The sequence below is a fragment of the Dulcicalothrix desertica PCC 7102 genome (genome assembly GCF_003991905.1).
GTDB classification, from domain to species: domain Bacteria; phylum Cyanobacteriota; class Cyanobacteriia; order Cyanobacteriales; family Nostocaceae; genus Dulcicalothrix; species Dulcicalothrix desertica.
In genome coordinates this window covers 284548-290748 of sequence record NZ_RSCL01000013.1, presented here as the reverse complement: position 1 = coordinate 290748, position 6201 = coordinate 284548, and the positions used below count along the sequence as shown (strand labels likewise).

The 6201-nt window shown below is 43.5% G+C and carries 7 protein-coding genes and 1 pseudogene; all 8 read left to right on the top strand.

Annotated features, from left to right (window positions below; genetic code table 11):
* A partial coding sequence (locus DSM106972_RS52705) for a helix-turn-helix domain-containing protein (protein WP_233787917.1) occupies nt 1-462 on the top strand: 462 nt, incomplete at its 5' end.
* A 213-nt stretch (nt 463-675) separates the two neighbouring features.
* Complete coding sequence (locus tag DSM106972_RS26840; RefSeq protein ID WP_127083555.1) at nt 676-1641, top strand: zinc-dependent alcohol dehydrogenase family protein; 966 nt, start codon at nt 676-678, stop codon at nt 1639-1641.
* A gap of 100 nt (nt 1642-1741) precedes the next feature.
* Nucleotides 1742-1879 carry a response regulator gene (locus DSM106972_RS26835; RefSeq protein WP_186538768.1) on the top strand — a complete coding sequence of 46 codons (138 nt, stop codon included), beginning with the start codon at nt 1742-1744 and terminating at the stop codon, nt 1877-1879.
* 120 nt (nt 1880-1999) lie between these two features.
* The gene (locus DSM106972_RS26830; protein WP_127083554.1) at nt 2000-2200 is read left to right on the top strand and encodes a hypothetical protein; all 201 of its coding nucleotides are present in this window, start codon (nt 2000-2002) and stop codon (nt 2198-2200) included.
* Between the two features lie 639 nt (nt 2201-2839).
* On the top strand, nt 2840-3712 hold the full coding sequence (locus DSM106972_RS26825) for an NAD(P)H-dependent oxidoreductase (RefSeq protein ID WP_127083553.1): 873 nt from the start codon (nt 2840-2842) through the stop codon (nt 3710-3712).
* A gap of 108 nt (nt 3713-3820) precedes the next feature.
* Entirely contained in the window at nt 3821-4423 is a 603-nt protein-coding gene (locus tag DSM106972_RS26820) for an ester cyclase (RefSeq protein WP_127083552.1), read from the top strand.
* Between the two features lie 67 nt (nt 4424-4490).
* Nucleotides 4491-5219, top strand: a pseudogene (locus DSM106972_RS26815) (alpha/beta fold hydrolase).
* 73 nt (nt 5220-5292) lie between these two features.
* Nucleotides 5293-6201, top strand: a 909-nt coding sequence (locus tag DSM106972_RS53900; RefSeq protein ID WP_233787916.1) for a GMC family oxidoreductase, incomplete at its 3' end; no start/stop codon positions are given.

Here is a 6201-nt window from a genome sequence, read left to right as displayed (position 1 = left end):
GCAATGCTGTTTTTAGCTGAATTGCGCTCAGATTGTATCATGGGGCGATTATATGTCGAATCATTAACTCAAATTTTAGTGATTCATCTGTTGCGACATTATTCTAGTGTAACCCAAACTATTACATCTGAGAAAAAAAGCTTAAATCGTACCCAGTTGCAGCAAGTGATCGATTATATTCACACTTACCTTGACCGAGATTTATCACTGGAAGAAATTGCAGAAGTCGTCAATATTAGCCCTACTTATTTTGCTAGCTTATTCAAACGTGCTATAGGTACTTCTCCTCATCAGTATGTCATTCAACAACGAGTTCAACAGGCAAAATTGCTACTGTCAAAAACGGATTTGGCGATTGCTGACATTGCTTTACAAGTGGGTTTCTCTAGCCAAAGCCATTTGACGCAACAATTTAAGCGACTTACTGGAGTGACACCAAAGCAGGTTCGCGCCTTACCATAAGAATCTGATAAAATTTCGTAAAAATCTGAAAGAAGTTGAGCATTATAACTAAATATACTTCAGATAAATAGCAGGTAAGCCCACCGACAAGATCATCGAGGAAACGGCGAATATGTGGGCTTTTGCCGCTCACTGGACTGGGCTAGATGTAAAGGCGACGAACTGAGCGCCGTATTGGGCGTACTAATATAACGTAGTATTTTGGAGGCTGATATGGAGTACATGCAAGCTGCGGTACTGACCGCTTTTGGTAGACCTGAGGTGTTTGAATTTCAAAACATACCTAAGCCAGTGCCTTCTTCGACCCAAGTTTTGGTAAAAGTATATGCGACCTCGATCAATCCTGTTGATTTTCAAACTCGTCGGGGTGACTACAAAGATTTAGTTCGTCTCCCTGCAATTATCGGAGTTGACGTTTCGGGTGTGATTGAAGCCATTGGAGAGGCAGTAACTCGTTTCAAGGTAGGAGATGAAGTTTACTACTCACCCCAGATTTTTGGAGAGTTTGGTAGTTATGCTCAATACCACGTTGCAGAGGAAAGCATTATTGCAGTTAAGCCTATTAATTTGACCCATGTTGAGGCAGCTTGTTTTCCGTTGGCAGGAGGAACCGCTTGGGATTGCCTTGTAACCAGGGGAAATTTACAAGTCGGTGAGACAGTTCTAATTCATGCTGGAGCGGGTGGAGTCGGTTCTATGGCAATTCAACTGGCGAAAGCAATGGGTGCTTATGTATTTACAACATGCAGTGCAGAAAACTTTGACTTCGTTAAGAAGCTGGGTGCAGATTATCCCATCGACTACAAGCATGAAAATTATATTGAAGTGATTGGGCGAGAAACTAACGGTCGCGGTGTTGATTTGGTTTTAGACACGGTTGGAGGCGATACGATTGAACGTAGCCCAGAAGTAATTCATCCGTTTGGCAAACTTGTCACAATCGTCGATACTGCAACTCCTCAAATACTTCTTGATGCTTGGGGTAAAAATTTGACTATTCACTTTGTTTTCAGTCCTCAGTATAGGGACAAATTGGACGCACTGAGGAACCTGATTGAACGCTACCAAATTCGACCAGTAATTGATTCAGTTTTGCCTTGGAGTGACATAGTTCAAGCTCATCAACGTTTAGAAAAGGGAGGAATGCGAGGCAAGATTGTACTGCAATTGACTGAGTGATAAACCTGCTTACTTTGTTGCTTGCCTTCTCTTCACACAGGCTCGCAATTTACCATAAGAATTTGACAAACTGCAATAAAAATTTAAAAGCAGTCAAGCATTGAAACTTATTAACAGAAAGTTAACCCACGCTCAATTGCAGCAAGCGCTCGATTATATTCACGCTCATCTAGATCAAGATTTATCACTGGTACAAATAGCCGAAGTTATCAATATTAGTCCTACTACTAACAGCTAGTTTGTTCAAAAAGCACAATGCCTAAACCCGGTTTCTTTGTAAAATCGTCGTTTTGATTACAATTTATCGAATTTGATTTTTAAGAGCACAACCATAAAATAAATTCTAGTAGGTAGAATTATGAATGATAATTCTGTATTTGTAATATTTATTGCCTTTGGATGTATTTGGCTGTTGATGGGGGTTGGTGGTGTTATTGCGCTGATGAAAATGGATGGTCAGGAGATAAGGTTTAGTAAAACTGCGCTTGTTGTTGCTATCCCTATTATTGTACCAATTATAGTTACTCTTACTTATGCTGCAATTAGGGGTACATTTTAACTTTACTTGCGAAAATGTAAAAGCTCTCCTTTCTTAATTTTGCTTTATGCAGCGCCTTTGCGGTTCTTTACTATATATGTTGGGTTCCGCTGTCGCTCCACCCAACCTACGTATTTTGCGTGTTTTATTTTTTGACGTTAGTTGCAAATAACACTAATATTATATCTGGTTGATTTTCTAAATAAGGCGCCAATTAACAAAAATGAAGGGCACCGCAGTGGAGAAGTTGTCAGTCGTATTGGCGAGACCTATGGATTTTTCTAGGCAAAGCCATTCGACGCAACAATTTAAGCTTTCTTCAAGTTCGCACTTTATCATAAGAATATGATAAATCATAGTAAGAATCTGAAAGAAGTTGAGCATTGGAATTTAGTACACTTTCGGTATAAAGAATCAGGATAATCTCATACAAACTGCCTTTTCCTTTGCTCTTAGCGATTTGCCAGATTTAGCTCTGAGCAAGAAGTGCGGCAATGGTTAGAGCAACGACACTACGATCGCTAAACACGGGTCACTTTGCACTTGAGACTCATGCTCAGGAGATTGCTACACAAATCAAAAACTTTCTCGATCGCCCTAAAAGAGAAGTTCTTTGACTAATAGAACAAAACGCTATAGGCTCACCAGAGGTAACACAGTATGAATGTCTTAATTGTTTTCGCGCATCCTGAATCGAAATCGTTGAACGGTTCGCTAAAAGCTCTGGCAGTATCTGTTCTCAGCCAACAAGGACACACGGTTCAAGTTTCTGCTCTTTATCAAATGAACTGGAAAGCGATCGCGGACGAGCGAGATTTCCAATACCTGCAAGGAACTGAACGCTTCAGTTACGTTCGTGAATCGAAGCAGGCTTTTACGGATCATACCCAGTCGCCGGATATTGAGGCAGAACAAGCAAAATTATTATGGGCAGATGCTGTCATTTTTCAGTTTCCAATGTGGTGGTTCTCCATGCCTGCCATTCTCAAAGGTTGGTTTGAGCGAGTGTATGCCTATGGGTTAGCGTATGGTGTGGGTCAACATGAGGGTACTCGCTGGGGCGATCGCTATGGAGAAGGCAAATTCATGGGGCGACGAGCCATGCTTTCAATCACGGTTGGGGGTAGGTTGCCACACTATACAGAACGTGGTGTGAATGGAGCAATGGAAGATTTGCTATTTCCCATTCAGCATGGAATGCTTTGGTATCCCGGCATGGACGTATTGCCACCCTTTGTTGTTTATCAAGCCGATCGTCTCACTCCAGAACAGTACGATGTCGTTGCTCACGACTATCAACAACGCCTTGAACATCTATTTGATAAATCTCCGATTCCCTACCGTAGTCAGAATGGCGGACACTACGACGAGCAACAAGTCTTGAAACCAGAGTTTGGGGCTAATCAAAGCGGATTGCGCTTACATCTCCTCCAATCTGGAGAAGCAGCTGACAACCGTCCAGTATTAATATCACAACATTTCTATTCAGGCAAGAGAGCAGGATATGAAAATTGGAATTGTTGGAACGGGTAATATAGGGCGATCACTCAAATCGGAAACAGTATAAAGCGTAAGAATCTGAAAGAAATCAAGCATTGGAACTGAATACACTCTAAATAGATAGAACCAGGAGAATATAACATGGTCAACAAACAAACTGTAGACGAACAAGCAAATAAAAAGGCAACCACCAACTTAACACCAGCTCAGGAGTTTTTGCAAGAACTCTGGGAAGAGCATTTGCGGCACGAGTTTGACACTCACAACACTGACGATACCCTCGCCACGATGGTTGAAGATGCTTATGTTAACCACATTCCGGTCATGACTGGGGGAGTAGGGAAACCAGCACTGCGCGAGTTTTATTCCAAATACTTCATTCCACAGATGCCGCCAGACCTGGAACTGACACCAATCTCACGCACGATCGGAACCGATCGGCTTGTCGATGAAATGATGGCTAAGTTCACTCATACCATCCGAATGGACTGGATGCTACCTGGCATTGCTCCGACTCTTAAACGGGTTGAAGTAGCAGTGGTAACGATCGTTCAGTTCCGTGACGACAAGCTAGCCCACGAACACATCTACTGGGATCAAGCGAGTGTTTTGGTTCAACTCGGTTTGCTCGATCCTGGTACGTTACCCGTTGTGGGCGTTGACAGCGCGCGAAAAGCACTCGATCCGAACTTGCCTTCAAACGCACTAAGAGTAGTCCAAGAAATAAATTATCCCGTAGCATAGGCGTCCCAGATGTCCTACATGTTGATTTTGGGGCATTTTTTTAATTGGTTTACTCTAATGGAATTCTATGTCAATTTTTGTCTTAGTTCATGGTTCCTGGCATGATGGTTCTGCTTGGCAAGCAGTCGTTGACCATCTAGAAGCAAAAGGACATGACTGCTTTGCTCCCACGATCGCCGGACATGGTAAAGGCGTGAATAAGAACGTTAACCATGCTCAATGTACACAATAGATCGTCGATTACATTGTGGACAAGGACTTAACCGATATTGTTCTCTTAGGTCATAGTTTTGCCGGAACAATTATTGCGAAAGTTGCTGAAGCGATTCCTGATTGTATTCGACGACTCATCTTCTTAGATGCTTTTGTCCTCAATGATGGTGAAAGCCTCAGAGATAGCCTTCCGCCGCACTATCAAGCGTTATTTGACTCTCTAGCTAGAGAATCAAACGATCATACGATGGTGATGCCGTTTGAGCTTTGGCGAGAAGTGCTTCTCAATGATGCTGACCTCGAACTGGCTCGATCGAGTTACGCAGGATTATCTCCTGAACCGTATCAACCGTGGATTGACAAGTTGGACTTGAAGCAGTTTTACTCGCTGCCCATTCCTAAAAGTTACCTCTACTGTACAGAAGATAATGTCCTCCCTCAAGGCGAACAGTGGGGTTGGCATCCAAGAATGTCTAACCGCTTGGGGCTATTTCGGCTTGTACAAATGCCCGGTAGTCACGAGGTGATGTTTTCTAACCCGGTTGGTTTAGCAGAAAAGATGATTGTGGCAGGACGTGACTAGCAGCAGAATTTGCGATCGCCAACCCACTAATGTCGCCGTCATTCAACAAACAATGACCCTCAAAGGAGAAATCATGACAACTACATACCATCACAGTGCTGCTTTTGATTATATTGTGATTGGCGCCGGTTCAGCAGGCTGCGTTGTTGCCAACCGTCTTACAGAAGACCCTAATACTAAAGTATTGCTGCTCGAAGCGGGTGGTCCTGATACCAAGCCAGAACTTCAAGTTCCGAACTTGTGGCCTACTACACTCTTAGGCTCGGAAGTGGACTGGGCATACTTAACTGAAGGGGAACCTTACTTAAATAACCGCAAAATTTTATCTTCACGCGGTAAAGTCTTGGGCGGCAGCAGTTCGATTAATGGCATGATTTATATACGAGGCAATGAACGTGACTACAATAGCTGGCAAGCGTTAGGTAATATTGGTTGGAGTTATCAGGATGTCTTGCCTTACTTCAAGAAATCGGAAAACCAGCAGCGAGGAGCATCGTTATTTCACGGGGTTGATGGACCACTTAGCATCACAGATCCACTCTCTCCTGCAAAAGTGTCGCAACGCTTTGTGGAAGCCGCTCAAGCACAGGGCTATGAGCAAAATCCCGACTTTAATGGCGTACAGCAGGAAGGTGCAGGACTTTACCAAGTGACCGTGAAAGATGGCAAGCGCCAAAGTACAGCAGTGGCATTTCTGCGTCCGATCTTTGAGCGCCCCAACTTAACCATTCAAACAGGAGCATTGGTGACTCGTTTACTCTTTGAGGAAAAGCGCGCGGTTGGGGTAGTGTATGTTCAAAATGGAACGGAGTATCTTTTTAGGGTCAACTCCGAAGTGATTTTGAGTGCTGGCGCCTTCGATTCCCCTAAGCTGCTAATGCTTTCTGGAATTGGACCTGCCGAGGACTTGCGGGCATTAGACATTCCTGTAGTTGTTGATTTGCCGGGTGTTGGGCAGAATCTTCAAGATCACCCACTTGCT

Coding starts and splice junctions, on each gene's coding strand:
- DSM106972_RS26840 (WP_127083555.1), top strand. CDS start 676: ATGGAGTACATGCAAGCTGCGGTACTGACCGCTTTTGGTAGACCTGAG.
- DSM106972_RS26830 (WP_127083554.1), top strand. CDS start 2,000: ATGAATGATAATTCTGTATTTGTAATATTTATTGCCTTTGGATGTATT.
- DSM106972_RS26825 (WP_127083553.1), top strand. CDS start 2,840: ATGAATGTCTTAATTGTTTTCGCGCATCCTGAATCGAAATCGTTGAAC.
- DSM106972_RS26820 (WP_127083552.1), top strand. CDS start 3,821: ATGGTCAACAAACAAACTGTAGACGAACAAGCAAATAAAAAGGCAACC.